A 16587-nucleotide genomic window follows, 5' to 3' on the forward strand; every position below is an offset into this window, starting at 1 on the left:
TAAAGCCAGTCACTGTGACTGGCTTTTTCTTATTTGCGTAACAGGTCGGGTGCGTTACTGTGGTGTTATAAAATAATCAAAACAGGAAAGCAGAGGTGGGGCAACGAATTCCCGTTACGCTCGGCAATATTGCGCCGCTGACGTTAAAACCGTTTCGCGCGGGTCAACTCGCGCTGGTCTGCGAGGGTGGCGGACAGCGCGGCATTTTCACCGCTGGCGTGCTGGACGAATTTATGCGCGCGCAGTTCAACCCCTTTGACCTTTACTTCGGCACCTCTGCCGGGGCGCAGAACCTCTCTGCCTATGTCTGTAACCAGCCCGGCTACGCGCGAAAGGTCATCATGCGCTACACCACGGCGAAAGAATTTTTTAACCCGGTGCGGTTTGTGCGCGGCGGCAACCTGATCGATCTCGACTGGCTGCTGGAGTCAACCTCCAGCCAGATGCCGCTGGCCATGGATACTGCCGCCCGTCTGTTTGATAGCGGTAAAGAATTCTGGATGTGCGCCAGCCGGGGCGATGACTATTCCCCGGGCTATTTTTCGCCTCAGAAAGAGAACTGGCTGGACATCATCCGCGCCTCCAGCGCGATCCCCGGCTTTTATCGTACCGGCGCCCTGCTGGACGGCATTAGCTATCTGGACGGGGGGATCAGTGACGCGGTGCCGGTGCAGGAAGCCGCCCGTCGCGGGGCGAAAACCATTGTGGTGATCCGTACCGTACCGTCGCAAATGTATTACACCCCGCAGTGGTTTAAGCGGATGGAGCGCTGGCTGGGCGACAGCAGCCTGCAGCCGCTGGTGAACATCGCGAAGCAGCATGAAACCACCTACGGCGCGATGCAGCGCTTCATTGAGAAACCGCCGGGCAAGCTGCGTATTTTTGAAATCTATCCGCCTAAGCCGCTGCTGAGCATGGCGCTGGGCAGTCGCGTTCCTGCGCTGCGCATGGATTACAAAACGGGGCGGCTGTGTGGGCGCTACTTCCTGGCGACGGTGGGTAAAATGCTGGCGGAGCAGCCGCCGCTTCATCGTCATAAACGCATTATTACGCCGCCTGCGATTGTCGCCAACGACGCCCTGACGGTGCCCCTGGTGGACATTCCGCAGGCGAATGACGCTTTACTGGATAACGAGGATCTGGCGTGATGCACCGCTTTGTCGATACCCATTGCCACTTTGATTTCCCGCCGTTTACGGGAGATGAAGAGCAAAGCATTGCGAAAGCGGCCGAGGCAGGCGTTCAGGCCATTATTGTGCCTTCAGTGGAAGCGGCTTACTTTTCCCGCGTGCTGGATCTTTCCACGCGTCACCCTGCGCTCTATGCGGCGCTCGGCCTGCATCCGATCGTGATTGAGCGGCATCGGAATGAGGACATTGAGCGACTTGATGAGATAGTGCAGACCGCAGGCGACAAGCTTGTCGCCATCGGTGAGATCGGCCTCGATCTTTATCGCGAGGATCCGCATTTTGAGCGCCAGCAGACGATCCTCGACGCGCAGCTCAGGCTGGCGAAGCGTCACGATCTGCCGGTGATCCTTCATTCAAGACGCACACACGATAAGCTGGCAATGCATCTGAAGCGTATCGATTTGCCGCGTAAGGGCGTCGTTCATGGTTTCTCAGGCAGCCTGCAGCAGGCGCAGCGTTTTATCGCGCTGGGCTACAAAATCGGCGTTGGGGGCACCATCACCTATCCGCGCGCCAGCAAAACCCGGGACGTGATGGCACAGCTGCCGCTGTCGGCGCTTCTGCTGGAAACCGACGCGCCGGACATGCCGCTGAACGGTTTTCAGGGCCAGCCGAATCGTCCGGAACAGGCGGCGCGCGTGTTTGCCACCCTGTGCGAACTGCGAAAAGAGACTGAAGAGGCCATAGCCAGTGCGCTGCTGGAAAATACGCGTTCGGTATTTGGCATCACGCTATAGATAAAGCGCCGGGCGAATCACCGTTATCTTCTGTTTTTCCAGCGCCCGCGCCAGCGGTTCAACGTCTTCCGACGTGGCGCTGCGCCATGACGCCGCCTCGCCGTACACGCCATGCGCATGAAACGCGTTGAGGCGCACCGGCACGTTTCCCAGCCCGTGGATAAACGCCGTCAGCGGCTTCAGATGTTCCAGATAATCACACTGTTCCGGAATCACCAGCAGGCGGAGCTCCGTTAAACGATTACGATCTGCCAGCCAGCGGATACTCTGCTTGATCTGCGGGTTTTCGCGCCCGGTCAGGAAGCGGTGGTGTTCGTTCCCCCATGCTTTCAGGTCCAGCATCGCGCCATCCAGTACCGGCAGCAGCTTTTGCCAGCCGGTTTCGCTTAACAAACCGTTGCTGTCGACCAGGCAGGTCAGATGATTCAGGGCGGCATCGGCTTTGATCGCGGTGAACAGCGTCACTAAAAACGGTAATTGCGTTGTGGCCTCACCGCCGCTCACTGTGATCCCCTCGATAAACGGTGCGGATTTGCGGATCTGTGAAAGGATCTCCTCCACGCTCAGGCGGTGCGCCATGGGCGTTGCCTGCTGCTGGCACAGGTGCAGGCAGGTGTCGCACTGCTGGCAGTCACTCTCCTGCCACCAGACGCGTCCCGCCTGTATGGTCAGCGCGTCGTGCGGGCAGTGGGGCACGCAGTCCCCGCAGTCGTTGCAGCGGCCGATCGTCCACGGGTTGTGGCAGGTTTTACAGCGCAGGTTGCAGCCCTGCAGGAACAGGGCCAGGCGGCTGCCCGGCCCGTCCACGCAGGAAAAAGGGATGACCTGACTAACTAAAGCGCATCTGCTGTTCATGGCTTATCACGCGCGGCTGACGTTCCAGAATACGGGTATTGCGCGCGGCTTCTTCACCCAGCCAGGTGGTATTGGTGCGCGATCCGGCTTCCCGGTACTTCTCCAGATCCGACAACCGCACCATATAACCGGTGACGCGCACCAGATCGTTACCCGCGACGTTGGCGGTAAACTCGCGCATCCCCGCCCTGAACGCGCCGAGACAGAGCTGGACCACCGCCTGCGGGTTACGTTTTACCGTCTCATCCAGCGTCAAAATATCGCTGATCCCGGAAGCGTAGTGCTTGTGGTGCGGCGCCACCGCCAGCAGGTGGCTGATGGGATCCGGCTCGTCGCCGTAGGGCAGGCGCGCGCCCGGCGTGGTGCCCGAATCGGAGCTGATCCCCGACTGCGCATGCAGCATCGCGCGCTGCTTCCAGCCGTGTTTCACCGGCGTGTTTTCGACAAACGCCGCAAGCTGTTCGCTGATGCGATAGCCCAGCGCGTTGGCCTGCTCGTCTTTGCCGTAACGTCCAGTCATCCCGGCTTTCTCACAGAGCACGTTTACCGCTTCTGCCAGGCCGTACATGCCAAACATCGGCACAAACCGATCGGCATCAATCAGCCCCTCTTTCACCAGGAAGCTATTCTCAAAGAAGCCGGATTGTTGATACAGGAAATCGCAGCGGGCATCGATGATGGCCATTTGCTGCTGGCAGTAATGCGGGAGGGCGCGGCTGAAGAAGTCTTCCATTGACGTACTGTGTTCGGCGATGGCCTTGAGGTTGAGGCGCACCAGGGTGCTGCCACCGCCTGCCAGAGGCAGGGAGTTGTAACAGCTCACTACGCCGTAATGGCCTTTTGTGAAAATTTTATCATTCACCGGGCCATTAGAAATATGCGGTTTGCTGCATTCACATATGTTTTTTGCCACCTCAAGCAGCAAATCATCCGGGGTGATCGCTGGATCATAAATAAAGGTCAGGTTCGGCGCGACCTGCTTCAGCTCTGCATCGGCACGCAGAATGGCGCGCGTGACGGGGGTATCTTCCGGCCCGATATTGGCATGCATAAAGGCATCGGGCAGCGTACGGTCGAGATAGCGCCAGAAACGTTTTATTCGGCTATTGATTTCTTCTTGTGTTAGAATTCTAACATAAGGTTGCAGCAACGCATCAAGCTGACCGAGATACACCGGCATCGATGTGACGGACGGAACATGGTGGTAGAGGATGGTTAACAGTGAGAGGGCGTCGTCGAGATCTTTTGCCCCTTCCAGCTCCAGCCATTCTGAACCATTAGCCAGAAATTTTGCGTAATCCGGCAGAACGTAACGGGGTTTGTAAGGCGCATGGCCTTCGAACATGTCGCAGATGAACCCCTCGTCCAGCGCGGCGCGCGCAGCTTCAGGAAGTGCCGGATACGGCAGGTTGTTTTCCGCTTCCAGCGCCAGAAAATGACGTTTTTGTTCCGGGGATAACGCCGGGCTTGTCACAATCTGCTGGCAACGTTGCTGCAGGGCGTCGGGGCTGGAGTGGGACATGTTCGCTTCCTTGAGTGTTCTGCGGATGATGAACGGATTGTAGAAAGCCTGCCTGTCGGCACTTTTGATCCGACAGGGGGTATCGCTGCTTTAGTCGGCAATATGCGCGCTAAAGTTTGAAGAAGATCTCATTACAGTAATGCAAATTTGCACGCAGTTTTCATTAACTGTGATGAATGTCGATGTGTGGATGCGGGTGGATGTTAGAATACTCACAGACCCGCAAGGTAAAATTTATACGGCACTGCCGTTGGAGAATGTTATGACCGATTTAACTGCAAGCAGCCTGCGCGCGTTGAAACTGATGGACCTGACTACCCTGAACGATGACGACACCAATGAGAAAGTCATCGCTCTGTGCCATCAGGCGAAAACGCCGGTGGGCAACACCGCAGCCGTCTGTATCTACCCGCGCTTTATCCCGATTGCCCGTAAGACGCTGAAAGAGCAGGGCACCCCGGACGTGCGCATTGCAACCGTCACTAACTTCCCGCATGGCAACGATGATATCGAGATTGCGCTGGCAGAAACCCGCGCGGCGATTGCCTACGGCGCAGACGAAGTGGACGTGGTGTTCCCGTACCGCGCGCTGATCGCCGGCAACGAGCAGGTCGGTTTTGACCTGGTGAAGGCCTGTAAAGACGCGTGTGCGGCGGCAAACGTGCTGCTGAAAGTGATCATCGAAACCGGCGAGCTGAAAGAAGAGGCGCTGATTCGTAAAGCCTCTGAAATCTCCATCAAAGCCGGTGCGGATTTCATTAAAACCTCTACCGGTAAAGTACCGGTAAATGCGACCCCGGAAAGCGCGCGCATCATGATGGAAGTGATCCGCGACATGGGCGTGTCCAAAACCGTGGGCTTCAAACCTGCGGGCGGCGTGCGTACCGCGGAAGACGCGCAGCAGTTCCTGGCGATTGCCGACGAGCTGTTTGGCGCCGACTGGGCCGATTCCCGTCACTACCGCTTCGGCGCCTCCAGCCTGCTGGCCAGCCTGCTGAAAGCGCTGGGTCACGGCGACGGTAAGAGCGCAAGCAGCTATTAAGTTTGAATTGCCGGGTGGCGCTACGCTTACCCGGCCTACCCGGATCGTGGTCGGGTAAACCGTACCCGCCACCATTCACCCGATTCCTCATGGGGGTTACCGTGTTTCTCGCACAAGAAATTATTCGTAAAAAACGTGATGGTCATGCATTAAGCGACGAAGAGATCCGCTTCTTCATCAACGGCATTCGTGATAACACCGTCTCAGAAGGGCAGATTGCGGCTCTGGCGATGACCATTTTCTTCCACGATATGTCGATGCCTGAGCGCGTGTCGCTGACCATGGCGATGCGAGATTCAGGAACCGTTCTGGACTGGAAAAGCCTCAACCTTAACGGCCCGATTGTGGATAAACACTCCACCGGCGGCGTGGGCGATGTGACCTCCCTGATGCTTGGCCCCATGGTGGCCGCCTGTGGCGGTTATATCCCGATGATCTCCGGGCGCGGCCTGGGCCACACCGGCGGTACGCTCGACAAGCTGGAAGCTATTCCGGGCTTCGATATCTTCCCGGATGACAACCGCTTCCGCGACATTATTAAAGACGTTGGTGTGGCGATTATCGGCCAGACCAGCTCTCTTGCTCCGGCAGACAAGCGTTTCTACGCGACCCGCGACATCACCGCGACCGTTGACTCCATCCCGCTGATCACCGCCTCTATCCTGGCGAAGAAGCTGGCAGAAGGGCTGGACGCGCTGGTGATGGACGTGAAGGTAGGCAGCGGCGCGTTTATGCCAACCTATGAACTCTCTGAGGCGCTGGCCGAAGCGATCGTTGGCGTCTCCAACGGCGCGGGCGTGCGCACTACCGCACTGCTCACCGACATGAACCAGGTGCTGGCTTCCAGCGCCGGTAACGCCGTCGAAGTGCGTGAAGCCGTCCAGTTCCTGACGGGCGAATACCGCAACCCGCGTCTGTTCGACGTCACCATGGCGCTGTGCGTGGAGATGTTAATCTCCGGCAAGCTTGCCAAAGACGACGCCGACGCCCGCGCGAAGCTACAGGCGGTACTGGACAACGGCAAAGCGGCGGAGATCTTTGGCCGCATGGTGGCGGCGCAGAAAGGCCCGACCGACTTCGTCGAAAACTATGCGAAGTACCTGCCGACCGCGACGCTCAGCAAAGCGGTGTATGCCGACAGCGAAGGGTTTGTCTCGGCAATGGATACCCGCGCGCTGGGTATGGCGGTCGTGTCTATGGGCGGCGGCCGTCGTCAGGCATCAGATACTATTGATTACAGCGTCGGCTTTACCGATATGGCCCGTCTGGGCGACAGCGTTGACGGCCAACGTCCGCTGGCGGTGATCCACGCCAAAGATGAAGCCAGCTGGCAGGAAGCGGCGAAAGCGGTGAAGGCGGCTATTACGCTTGACAATAAAGCGCCGGAAACCACACCGACTGTCTATCGCCGTATCACCGAATAGCGGTATACTGATCTGATCGATAATTTTTGAAGCACTACGTACGGAGAACAATTATGAAACGTGCATTTATTATGGTGCTGGACTCATTCGGCATCGGCGCAACCGAAGATGCAGAACGTTTTGGTGACGTGGGTTCCGATACCATGGGTCACATCGCGGAAGCCTGTGCGAAAGGCGAAGCGGATAACGGTCGTAAAGGCCCTCTGACTCTACCCAACCTGACCCGCCTTGGGCTGGTGAAAGCGCATGAAGGTTCTACCGGTAAAATCGCAGCCGGTATGGATGCTAACGCGGAAGTCGTGGGCGCCTACGCCTGGGCGCACGAGCTCTCCTCCGGTAAAGACACCCCGTCCGGTCACTGGGAAATCGCCGGTGTGCCGGTGCTGTTCGACTGGGGTTACTTCTCCGATCACGAGAACAGCTTCCCGCAGGAGCTGCTCGATAAGCTGGTGAAGCGTGCCAACCTGCCGGGTTACCTCGGCAACTGCCACTCCTCCGGTACCGTAATTCTGGATCAGCTCGGCGAAGAGCATATGAAAACCGGCAAGCCGATTTTCTACACCTCTGCTGACTCCGTGTTCCAGATTGCCTGCCACGAAGAGACCTTTGGCCTGGATAAACTCTACGAGCTGTGCGAAATCGCCCGTGAAGAGCTGACCGAAGGCGGCTACAACATTGGCCGCGTGATCGCGCGTCCGTTTATCGGCGACAAAGCGGGTAACTTCCAGCGTACCGGTAACCGTCACGATCTGGCCGTTGAGCCGCCGGCGCCAACCGTGCTGCAGAAGCTGGTCGATGAGAAAGACGGCCACGTGGTGTCCGTGGGCAAAATCGCGGATATCTTCGCTAACTGCGGCATCACCAAAAAGGTCAAAGCGACCGGACTCGATGCGCTGTTCGATGCCACCATCAAAGAGATGAAAGAAGCGGGCGACAAGACCATTGTCTTCACCAACTTCGTCGACTTCGACTCCTCCTGGGGTCACCGTCGCGACGTCGCGGGTTATGCTGCGGGTCTTGAGCTGTTCGACCGCCGCCTGCCGGAGCTGATGGAGCTGGTGGGTGAAGATGACATTCTGATCCTGACCGCGGACCACGGCTGCGATCCAACCTGGACCGGTACCGACCACACCCGTGAGCACATTCCGGTGCTGGTGTACGGCCCGAAAGTGAAGCCGGGTTCGCTGGGTCATCGTGAAACCTTCGCGGACATTGGCCAGACCCTGGCGAAATACTTTGGTACGTCTGACATGGAATATGGCAAGGCCATGTTCTGATGTCATTGCCCGGTGGCGCTTCGCTTACCGGGCCTACGGTTTTGTAGGCCGGGTAAGGCGTAGCCGCCACCCGGCAAAAAAAACAAGTTAAAAGGAACTGAAGATGGCAACTCCTCACATTAATGCAGAAATGGGTGATTTCGCTGACGTCGTATTGATGCCGGGCGACCCGCTGCGCGCGAAGCACATTGCAGAAACCTTCCTGGAAGACGTGCGTGAAGTGAACAACGTTCGCGGCATGCTGGGCTTCACGGGTACTTATAAAGGCCGCAAAATCTCCGTTATGGGCCACGGCATGGGTATCCCATCCTGCTCCATCTACACCAAAGAGCTGATCACCGATTTCGGTGTGAAGAAAATCATCCGCGTAGGCTCCTGCGGTGCGGTGCGTATGGACGTTAAGCTGCGTGACGTGGTGATCGGCATGGGCGCGTGTACCGACTCTAAAGTCAACCGCATCCGCTTTAAAGATCATGACTTTGCGGCCATCGCTGACTTTGACATGGTGCGTAACGCGGTTGACGCGGCAAAAGCGCTGGGCGTTGACGCGCGCGTGGGCAACCTGTTCTCTGCCGATCTGTTCTACTCGCCAGAAGGCGACATGTTCGACGTGATGGAAAAATACGGCATCCTGGGCGTGGAAATGGAAGCGGCCGGTATCTACGGCGTAGCGGCTGAATTCGGTGCGAAAGCGCTGACCATCTGCACCGTATCTGACCATATCCGTACCCACGAGCAGACTACCGCTGCCGAGCGTCAGACCACCTTCAACGACATGATCAAAATCGCGCTGGAATCCGTTCTGCTGGGCGATAAAGAGTAAGCGCTGTTGTGCCGGGTGGCAGCCTCGCCTGACCCGGCCTACGGTTTTGTAAGCCCGCTAAGCGCAGCGCAAGCGGGCTTTTTTACTAGCGCACGGCCTGTGCAACCCATGCTGACAAATCCCTTAACTCTTTTTCCTGCTCCGGAAAATCGCCGATCAGCGCATCACACTCCTGCTGCAACATATCCGCCCGATACAAACAGCCCTGCAGACGAGCGGCTAACGCCTCTAACGGTGCCGGATTGAGACTATCCGTAAAGACCTGCGTGCGGGTGATATGGCCTTTCTCCACGTCGAAGTGCAGCTCCACGCCGCCCCAGGTAAACCGTTCGTCCAGCAGATGGGAAAAGGCAGGGGCCTGACCGAAGTTCCACTCCCAGCTGCTCTGGCGCGCAAAGGTTTCCGCGAAGTTGGGCAGGTCCGGTGTTTTGTAAGGGGAGATCGCTTCAGCTTCTACCCGCTCGCCGTAATGTTCGAAGAAGGCTTCACGAATCGCATCGCAAATCTGCTCGTGAGTAATCCCGGGCAGCAGTTCCACCAGATTCGCCACGCGCCCGCGCACGGAGGTGATGCCCTTAGCCTGTAGCTTTTTCTTATCTGGATTAAGGTAGTTAGCCAGACGGCTGAGATCGGCGTTCAGCAGCAGGGTGCCGTGGTGGAATCCGCGATCCATCGTTTCGCGATAGGCAGAGCCGGATACCTTGCGGTCGCCGTCGGGCGTTTTGACCACCAGATCGTTACGTCCGGAGGCTTCCGCCGTCACGCCGAGCGAATTGAGCGCGTTGAGGACGATGGACGTTGAGATGGTTTTGTCGTATTCCGGTTTGCCCGCCATAAAGGTAAAGCAGGTATTGCCCAGATCGTGGAATACCGCGCCGCCGCCGCTGCTGCGGCGCGCCAGACGGACGTTGTCCTCTTCCATACGGCGGGTGTTGCACTCTTTCCACGGGTTTTGCGCACGACCAATAACCACCGTATCGGCATTGCGCCAGAGAAACAGTACGCGCTGGGTGGCAGGCATCTGGCGGAAGATGCACTCCTCCACTGCCAGGTTAAACCAGGGATCGTAAGAGTCAGAGATAAGCAGGCGTAACGTCGACATGGCAGAGTTCCTTTTCCGAATCATCCGCCTACTTTATCACTATTCTTTCTTCTCGCTCTCTTCGTCTTCGGGGACTGACCGGCTGGCGGTCAGCAGGAACGGGGATTGCTGCCAGCGCGTGCGCTTGCCCCGAAGCAGAGTGCGTGCCAGCACAACGCCGATGGCGAGTGAAAGCAGCAGCATCAGGCGCAGAATATTGGTGGTATTATCGACCTGTTTGGCTTCAGTGGGCAGGGTGTGGGTATCAAGGGTGAGGCGCAGATAGCCCAGCGGGCCATTCTTCCCCTGAATAGGTTCAACAAGCTGTTGGTTGAAGTAGCCGCCGGCTTTTTTGCCGTCCAGCGCCAGCCTGTCGCGCACGTCGACGTGCTCACCCGCGCGGGCAATCAGGTTGCCTTGCTCATCATAGACACCGGCATCAAGAATGCGGCTGTTCTCCGTGAGCAGGCGTAAAACCTGGCCTATCCGCTTCTCGTCAGGCGTTTCGTTACGCATGGACGGCGCGACGTTGAGCGTGACCTGGCGTGCCAGCGTGCGGGCCAGCTCTTCAAACTGCGGGTTGCGTTGCCGTTGATGGTTCTGGCTAAACCACGATGCCCCTTGCATCAGCACCACTAAGAGTGCGAGACAGGAAAGGACAATCACGGCGCGATGGAGCCGGAATTTCAGTTTTGCGCGAGCCATATTCCACCTGCTGAAAATTTACGGCTTAATGTTGCCAGAAGTGATGGTTACAGGGTAGCCTCATGCGTTATTTTCCCTCTGCAACCTTCCGGCGCGAACGAAATTACAGGAGCTTTAATGCCGAACATTACCTGGTGTGACCTGCCAACGGATGTCTCTTTATGGCCAGGATTGCCGCTCTCTTTAAGTGGCGATGAGGTGATGCCTCTGGATTACCACGCCGGTCGTAGCGGCTGGCTGCTGTATGGACGCGGTCTGGATAAGCAACGCCTGACCCAGTATCAAACCAAACTGGGAGCCGCGATGGTCATCGTCGCCGCCTGGTGCGTGGAAGACTACCAGGTCATTCGCCTGGCGGGATCTCTGACCCAGCGCGCCACGCGCCTGGCGCATGACGCCGGGCTGGATGTCGCACCATTGGGTAAAATTCCGCACCTGAAAACGCCTGGCCTGCTGGTCATGGACATGGACTCTACCGCCATTCAGATCGAGTGTATCGACGAAATTGCGAAGCTGGCGGGCAGCGGCGAGCTGGTGGCGGAAGTCACCGAGCGTGCGATGCGCGGCGAGCTGGATTTCACCGCCAGCCTGAGACAGCGCGTGGCGACCCTGAAAGGGGCCGATGCCAACATTCTGCGCCAGGTGCGCGACGTGCTGCCGCTGATGCCCGGGCTGACGCAGCTGGTGCTGAAGCTGCAGTCCCTCGGCTGGAAGGTGGCGATCGCCTCCGGTGGCTTCACCTTCTTCGCGGATTATCTGCGGGAAAAACTGCATCTGACCACGGTGGTGGCCAACGAGCTGGAGATCATGGACGGCAAGCTGACCGGCCAGGTGATCGGCGATATTGTGGATGCCCAGTACAAAGCCAATACGCTGACGCGCCTCGCGGAAAAATATGAAATTCCGGTTGTCCAGACCGTCGCCATCGGTGACGGCGCGAACGACCTGCCGATGATCAAAGCGGCCGGCCTGGGCATTGCCTACCATGCCAAGCCAAAAGTGAATGAAAAGACGGAAGTGACTATCCGTCACGCTGACCTGATGGGGGTGTTCTGCATTCTCTCCGGCAGCCTTAATCAGAAATAACGGTCTGCTTTGTAGGCCGGGTAAGCGTAAGCGCCACCCGGCTCGCAGGCCGCAGAGAAATAACGAGGTAAACCGTGGCGAAAGCTCCAAAACGCGCATTTGTCTGTAATGAATGTGGTGCGGATTATCCGCGCTGGCAGGGGCAATGCAGCGCCTGCCATGCCTGGAACACCATCACCGAAGTGCGTGGTGTGGCGGCTTCGCCGAGCGTGGCGCGCAATGAACGCCTGAGTGGCTATGCGGGCAATGCAGGCGTGTCGAAGGTACAAAAACTTTCAGACATCAGCCTGGAGGCGCTGCCGCGCTTCTCCACCGGCTTCAAGGAATTTGACCGCGTGCTCGGCGGCGGCGTGGTGCCGGGCAGCGCGATCCTGATCGGCGGTAACCCGGGCGCGGGTAAATCGACTCTGCTGCTGCAAACGCTTTGCAAGCTCGCCGAACAGATGAAAACCCTGTACGTCACGGGCGAAGAATCACTCCAGCAGGTGGCGATGCGCGCGCACCGTCTCGGCCTGCCGACCGGCAACCTGAATATGCTGTCGGAAACCAGCATCGAGCAGATCTGCATGATCGCCGAAGAAGAGCAGCCGAAGCTGATGGTGATCGACTCCATCCAGGTGATGCACATGGCGGACATCCAGTCCTCGCCGGGCAGCGTCGCGCAGGTGCGTGAAACCGCGGCCTACCTGACGCGCTTTGCCAAAACGCGCGGCGTGGCGATTGTGATGGTGGGGCACGTGACCAAAGACGGCTCGCTGGCGGGACCGAAGGTGCTCGAACACTGTATCGACTGCTCGGTGATGCTCGACGGCGACGCGGACTCTCGCTTCCGTACCCTGCGCAGCCATAAAAACCGCTTTGGGGCGGTGAATGAGATAGGCGTCTTTGCCATGACCGAACAGGGGCTGCGCGAAGTCAGCAACCCGTCGGCCATCTTCCTGAGCCGGGGAGATGAGATCACCTCCGGCAGCTCGGTGATGGTGCTGTGGGAAGGGACGCGCCCGCTGCTCGTCGAAATTCAGGCACTGGTGGATCACTCGATGATGGGCAACCCGCGGCGCGTGGCGGTCGGTCTGGAACAGAACCGCCTGGCAATCCTGCTGGCGGTGCTGCACCGTCACGGCGGGCTGCAGATGGCGGATCAGGACGTCTTCGTGAACGTGGTCGGCGGCGTCAAAGTCACCGAGACCAGCGCAGACCTGGCGCTGCTGCTGGCGATGGTCTCCAGCCTGCGCGACAGACCGCTGCCGCAGGATCTGGTCGTCTTCGGCGAAGTGGGCCTTGCCGGGGAAATCCGTCCGGTGCCGAGCGGGCAGGAGCGAATCTCCGAGGCGGCAAAACACGGTTTCCGTCGGGCTATCGTTCCCGCTGCCAACGTGCCGAAAAAAATCCCGGAAGGGATGCAGGTTTTTGGCGTGAAGAAACTCGCAGATGCGTTAAATGTCTTTGACGACTTATAATTACGTATTCGATTTTGCAGGAGGCACCGTAATTTATGTCATCATTTGACTACATCAAGACCGCTATCCGCCAGAAAGGCTGCACGCTGCAGCAGGTGGCAGACGCCAGCGGCATGACCAAAGGCTACCTGAGCCAACTGCTGAACGCCAAAATCAAAAGCCCCAGCGCGCAGAAGCTGGAAGCGCTGCACCGCTTTCTGGGGCTGGAATTCCCGCGTATGCAAAAGAACATCGGCGTGGTGTTCGGCAAGTTTTACCCGCTGCATACCGGGCATATCTATCTGATCCAGCGCGCCTGTAGCCAGGTGGACGAGCTGCACATCATCATGGGGTACGACGAAACCCGCGATCGTCAGCTGTTTGAAGACAGCGCCATGTCGCAGCAGCCGACCGTGCCGGACCGTCTGCGCTGGCTGCTTCAGACCTTCAAGTACCAGAAAAACATTCGCATTCATGCCTTTAACGAAGAGGGTATGGAGCCGTACCCGCACGGCTGGGACGTGTGGAGCAACGGCATCAAAGCGTTTATGGAAGAGAAGGGCATTGCGCCTAACTGGATCTACACCTCTGAAGAGTCCGACGCGCCGCAGTTCCGCGAGCATCTGGGCATCGAGACGGTGCTGATCGATCCGAAACGCACCTTCATGAACATCAGCGGAGCGCAGATCCGCGAAAACCCGTTCCGCTACTGGGATTACATTCCGACCGAAGTGAAGCCGTTCTTCGTGCGCACGGTAGCTATTCTGGGCGGCGAGTCGAGCGGTAAATCAACGCTGGTCAACAAGCTCGCTAACATCTTCAACACCACCAGCGCGTGGGAGTACGGCCGTGACTATGTCTTCTCGCACCTGGGCGGCGACGAGATGGCGCTGCAGTATTCCGACTACGACAAAATCGCGCTCGGTCACGCTCAGTACATTGATTTCGCGGTGAAATACGCCAACAAGGTGGCGTTCATCGATACCGATTTTGTCACCACCCAGGCGTTCTGCAAAAAATACGAAGGGCGCGAGCACCCGTTCGTGCAGGCGCTGATTGACGAATATCGCTTTGACCTGGTGATCCTGCTGGAAAACAACACCCCGTGGGTGGCCGACGGCATGCGCAGCCTCGGCAGCTCCGTCGACAGGCGTGAATTCCAGACCATGCTGGTGGATATGCTCAACGAAAACAACGTTGAGTTTGTGCACGTGGAAGAGTCGGACTACGACTCCCGTTTCCTGCGCTGCGTCGAGCTGGTGAAGGAGATGATGGGGGAGCAGGGTTAATAACTTTCCCCTCACGCTAACCCTCTCCCAATGGGAGAGGGCCGGGATGAGGGAATCAGTCCACTCAGAACTCCACCACCACTTTTCCGCGCATATGCCCGTCCAGCACCTTACGGTGCGCCTCGGTAATGCTTTCCACGCTCAGCCCATGCAGCGTTTCACTCAGTGAGCTTTCCACCACGCCGTTATCCACCAGCTTCGCCACCTCATTGAGGATCTCACCCTGACGCGCCATATCCGCCGTCTGATACATGCTGCGGGTGTACATAAATTCCCAGTGCAGCGCGGCGGATTTGGACTTCAGCTTGTCCTGGTTCAGCGGGTGTTCATTCTCCACGATAGAACAGATATGCCCCTGCGGTGCAATCAGGTCGCTGACCGCATCCCAGTGCCCGTCGGTGTCGTTGAGGATGAAAATGTAATCCACAAAGGTCAGCCCGTGCTTCGCCAGTTCGCCTTTCAGATCGCGGTAGTTCACCACCACATCTGCACCGCGATCGCGGCACCACCGGGCGGAATCTTCACGGGACGCCGTTGCGATGACCTTTACCTTGCTGTTGTGCTTCGCAAACGGGATCGCCAGCGATCCCACGCCGCCCGCACCGCCGATGATCAGCAGGGTTTTGTCCGTACCGGCATCCTGAATATTCAGCCGTTCAAACAGTCCCTCCCACGCGGTGAGCGCGGTCAACGGTAGCGCAGCGGCAGCCGCCCAGCTGAGGCTTGACGGTTTGTGCCCGACAATGCGCGCATCGATCAGCTGATGCGTAGCGTTGCTGCCCGGACGGGTGATGTCGCCTGCGTACCACACTTCATCTCCCGGTTTGAATCCGGTCACGCCAGCCCCAACGGCTTTGACGATCCCGCTGGCATCCCATCCGAGAATACGCGGCTCGTTCAGCCCGTTCTTAGCAATGCCCGTGTGGACTTTGGTATCGACCGGGTTAACGGAGACGGCTTTCACCTCCACCAGCAGATCGTGCTCGCCGGGCTGCGGCATCGGTGGAGTGATTTCAATGAAAGTAGAGGGATTTTCAGGGTTAACTGCGATGGCTTTAACTGACATGGTGTGCTCCTCAATGGCATGCGTTTTGTTGAGGCTAGTCTATTAAGTGGCCATCTGCGTGATAAGATGGACAATCAAGAACTCAGCGTTCGTACAGGATGAACAATCATGTTTAAACAGCTGCAGGATATGGCGCTATTCGCGCTGGTGGCCGAGATGGGCAGCTTTACCGCGGCAGCCCAGAAGGCGGAGCTGCCAAAATCCAGCGTGAGCCAGCGGATTAGCCAGCTGGAGCAGCAGGTGGGTATCCGCCTGCTGAACCGCACCACCCGCAGGCTGAACCTGACGTTTGCGGGCGAGCACTATCTGGTGCACTGCCGTGAAATGCTGGCGGCCAGCGAGCGGGCGGAGTACGCCATCCAGCGCCTGCGCGAAAACCCCAGCGGGCGGCTGCGCATCACCTGCCCGGCGGGGATTGGCGCGACGCTGCTGGCGCATATGAATGCCGAGTTCCAGCTTCGCTATCCCGAGGTTTCGCTGGACGTGTCGATCTCTGATGACGTGGTGGATCTGGTCGAGGCCGGCTTTGACGTGGCGCTGCGTACCGGCAAGCCGCAGGACTCCTCCCTGATTGGCCGCATGATCGGGCACTGTCCGCGCTACATGCTGGCCTCGCCGGACTATCTGGCGCGCCGTGGGCCGCTAACGCATCCCCGTCAGCTGGTGGAGCACCGCAGCATTACGCACAGAGCCTGGTCGGAGTGGCTTCTGCGAAGCGAGAATGAGGACTATCGCTACCTGCCGGATAACGCGCACATGACCGATAACCTGGTATACGCCCGCGAATGTGCGATTGCCGGTGCGGGGATTACGCTCCTTCCGGCTTTTTTGCTGGAAGATAAGGTCGAGAAAGGGGCGCTGGTGCAGGTACTGCCGGAGTGGAATGTTGAAGGAAACGACCTGTGGCTGGCCTATCCGAGCCGTAAGCTCAACTCACCCGCGCTGATGAGCTATATCGACTTTGCAATGCAGTTTGACGAGGTGAAGCGGTATTACGTGGGTAAATAAAAAAGCCGGGTGGCGGCTTCGCCTTACCCGGCCTACAAACAGC

15 protein-coding genes are annotated in these 16587 nt (G+C 58.3%); 10 read left to right on the forward strand and 5 right to left on the reverse strand.

Annotated elements, in window-relative coordinates:
* Window positions 1–95: 95 nt before the first annotated feature.
* Entirely contained in the window at window positions 96–1148 is a 1053-nt protein-coding gene (locus tag HMPREF3143_RS09295; RefSeq protein WP_008502074.1) for a patatin-like phospholipase family protein, read from the forward strand.
* Window positions 1145–1927, forward strand: coding sequence for a TatD family hydrolase (locus HMPREF3143_RS09300; RefSeq protein ID WP_139145861.1), 783 nt, complete (start codon window positions 1145–1147; stop codon window positions 1925–1927). Before HMPREF3143_RS09295 ends, HMPREF3143_RS09300 begins: the two co-directional genes overlap by 4 nt.
* Here the strand turns inward: HMPREF3143_RS09300 and HMPREF3143_RS09305 are convergent.
* Both HMPREF3143_RS09305 and HMPREF3143_RS09310 read right to left on the reverse strand, forming a co-directional pair.
* Window positions 1922–2782, reverse strand: a complete 861-nt coding sequence (locus HMPREF3143_RS09305; protein ID WP_070532823.1) for a YjjW family glycine radical enzyme activase — start codon at window positions 2780–2782, stop codon at window positions 1922–1924. The two genes, HMPREF3143_RS09300 and HMPREF3143_RS09305, sit on opposite strands and share 6 nt — an antisense overlap.
* Complete coding sequence (locus HMPREF3143_RS09310) at window positions 2757–4304, reverse strand: YjjI family glycine radical enzyme (RefSeq protein ID WP_021240583.1); 1548 nt, start codon at window positions 4302–4304, stop codon at window positions 2757–2759. The genes HMPREF3143_RS09305 and HMPREF3143_RS09310 overlap by 26 nt, the downstream gene beginning before the upstream one ends.
* Window positions 4305–4566: 262 nt before the next feature.
* On the opposite strand from HMPREF3143_RS09310, the gene deoC reads away from it, so the two are divergent.
* From deoC to deoD, 4 genes are all read left to right on the forward strand, one after another.
* On the forward strand, window positions 4567–5346 hold the full coding sequence (deoC, locus tag HMPREF3143_RS09315) for a deoxyribose-phosphate aldolase (protein WP_003856543.1): 780 nt from the start codon (window positions 4567–4569) through the stop codon (window positions 5344–5346).
* A 101-nt stretch (window positions 5347–5447) separates the two neighbouring features.
* On the forward strand, window positions 5448–6770 hold the full coding sequence (gene deoA, locus HMPREF3143_RS09320) for a thymidine phosphorylase (protein ID WP_021240582.1): 1323 nt from the start codon (window positions 5448–5450) through the stop codon (window positions 6768–6770).
* Between the two features lie 53 nt (window positions 6771–6823).
* Window positions 6824–8047, forward strand: a complete 1224-nt coding sequence (deoB, locus tag HMPREF3143_RS09325) for a phosphopentomutase (RefSeq protein ID WP_070532826.1) — start codon at window positions 6824–6826, stop codon at window positions 8045–8047.
* Between the two features lie 103 nt (window positions 8048–8150).
* The gene (gene deoD, locus HMPREF3143_RS09330) at window positions 8151–8870 is read left to right on the forward strand and encodes a purine-nucleoside phosphorylase (protein WP_003856538.1); all 720 of its coding nucleotides are present in this window, start codon (window positions 8151–8153) and stop codon (window positions 8868–8870) included.
* Window positions 8871–8955: 85 nt separating this feature from the next.
* On the opposite strand, the gene lplA is transcribed toward deoD, so the two are convergent.
* Entirely contained in the window at window positions 8956–9972 is a 1017-nt protein-coding gene (gene lplA, locus HMPREF3143_RS09335; RefSeq protein WP_070532829.1) for a lipoate--protein ligase, read from the reverse strand.
* A 39-nt stretch (window positions 9973–10011) separates the two neighbouring features.
* Window positions 10012–10656: a YtjB family periplasmic protein gene (locus tag HMPREF3143_RS09340; protein ID WP_008502067.1), complete on the reverse strand. Its 645-nt coding sequence runs from the start codon at window positions 10654–10656 to the stop codon at window positions 10012–10014.
* 117 nt (window positions 10657–10773) lie between these two features.
* On the opposite strand from HMPREF3143_RS09340, the gene serB reads away from it, so the two are divergent.
* The 3 genes from serB to nadR all read left to right on the forward strand — a co-directional run bounded on the left by serB (window position 10774) and on the right by nadR (window position 14470).
* Window positions 10774–11742, forward strand: a complete 969-nt coding sequence (gene serB / locus HMPREF3143_RS09345; protein WP_008502066.1) for a phosphoserine phosphatase — start codon at window positions 10774–10776, stop codon at window positions 11740–11742.
* A 74-nt stretch (window positions 11743–11816) separates the two neighbouring features.
* A complete protein-coding gene (radA, locus tag HMPREF3143_RS09350; RefSeq protein ID WP_070532831.1) occupies window positions 11817–13202 on the forward strand; it encodes a DNA repair protein RadA in 1386 nt (461 codons plus the stop codon).
* Window positions 13203–13237: 35 nt separating this feature from the next.
* The gene (gene nadR / locus HMPREF3143_RS09355) at window positions 13238–14470 is read left to right on the forward strand and encodes a multifunctional transcriptional regulator/nicotinamide-nucleotide adenylyltransferase/ribosylnicotinamide kinase NadR (RefSeq protein ID WP_032643997.1); all 1233 of its coding nucleotides are present in this window, start codon (window positions 13238–13240) and stop codon (window positions 14468–14470) included.
* 64 nt (window positions 14471–14534) lie between these two features.
* Here nadR and HMPREF3143_RS09360 read toward each other — a convergent pair whose 3' ends face one another.
* Window positions 14535–15536, reverse strand: a complete 1002-nt coding sequence (locus HMPREF3143_RS09360; RefSeq protein WP_070532834.1) for a zinc-binding alcohol dehydrogenase family protein — start codon at window positions 15534–15536, stop codon at window positions 14535–14537.
* A gap of 108 nt (window positions 15537–15644) precedes the next feature.
* On the opposite strand from HMPREF3143_RS09360, the gene HMPREF3143_RS09365 reads away from it, so the two are divergent.
* On the forward strand, window positions 15645–16544 hold the full coding sequence (locus HMPREF3143_RS09365) for a LysR family transcriptional regulator (protein ID WP_070532837.1): 900 nt from the start codon (window positions 15645–15647) through the stop codon (window positions 16542–16544).
* Window positions 16545–16587 lie beyond the last annotated feature (43 nt).

This window comes from Enterobacter sp. HMSC16D10, from assembly GCF_001807145.1.
GTDB lineage: Bacteria > Pseudomonadota > Gammaproteobacteria > Enterobacterales > Enterobacteriaceae > Enterobacter > Enterobacter roggenkampii.